Origin of the sequence: Xanthomonas axonopodis (assembly GCF_001304695.1) — a bacterium.
GTDB classification, from domain to species: Bacteria; Pseudomonadota; Gammaproteobacteria; order Xanthomonadales; family Xanthomonadaceae; genus Xanthomonas; species Xanthomonas axonopodis.
In genome coordinates, this window is the sequence record NZ_JFAQ01000278.1 from 1 (window position 1) to 1,033 (window position 1,033).

At 64.4% G+C, this 1,033-nt stretch carries 1 protein-coding gene; it reads right to left on the reverse strand.

Annotation, left to right across the window (positions count from 1 at the left end):
- Nucleotides 1-59: 59 nt before the first annotated feature.
- On the reverse strand, nucleotides 60-1,033 hold a 974-nt coding region (locus XAXN_RS19620), incomplete at its 5' end, for a B12-binding domain-containing radical SAM protein (RefSeq protein ID WP_134984936.1).

A 1,033-nucleotide genomic window follows, 5' to 3' on the forward strand; every position in this document is an offset into this window, starting at 1 on the left:
TGCGGCAGGCGGCATGGGGGGGCGGTGGGGAGGGGCATAGGTGCGGCAACGATCGAGCGCTAGCCCACCAGCACGGTGCTCAGTTGCCGTGGCTGACGCGCAGCACTGGGGGGCATCGGCTCGCTGCGGTGCTGGGTTTCGCTGGCGATCAAGGCAGACCAGCGTGCTTCCAGTTGGTCCCATGCCTGCGCGAACGCATCGGCTGTCATCGCAGCACGCGCCTGTTGCAGATCGACCTGCGTGTGCAGCAGATCGCGGACGCTGCGATAGAACTCGGAGTCGTACGCGCCACGGAACATCATCGCCAGGTCGTCGCTATCCTGCCAATGCGTCTTGCTGCCCAACTGATTCTTCACTTCTTCGTAGAACTTGGTACCGGGCAGGGGATACGACACGCTGACTCCGATGATGTCCGGATTGGCCTGCGTCACCAGTGCGCGCGTGGCCAGGATGTCCTCAAGTTCCTCGCCCAGATACCCCAGCTGGATGAAGAAGCCGACGCGGATGCCCTGCGTCCCCAGGCGCTCACGCGCGGCGATGACCTCGCCGACCTGGGTGCCCTTGCTCATCTTGTCGAGAATGCGCTGGCTGCCGCTTTCCGCACCGATCCAGGCTTCCACGCAACCGGCGCGCGCCAAGGCTGCGGCCATGCGTTCGCTGGCAAGGTCGGCGCGGGTCTGGATGGTGAAGGCAATCGCGCCATCGGCATCGCTCAAGTGCTGCGCAAAGGTCTCCACCCAATCGATATGGAAGCCGAAGATATCGTCGGCCATCCAGATATGGTCGGGACGAAAACTGCGTTTGAGGTGAATCATTTCTGCGGCCACCTCTTCGGCGCCACGCCGCTTGTAGTGATTGCCCCAGATCGGCTTGGCGCACCAGTTGCAACGGAACGGGCAACCGCGCGAGGCGGCCATGTTCAAGCTGAAATGGCCATGCCGTTGTCGCCAGAAGCGCCGGTAGCGCGGCATGTCGACCAGGTCCCATGCCGGCAGGCCGCTCAGGCGTGCGTCCGGTGGTTGCGCGCCGGGGT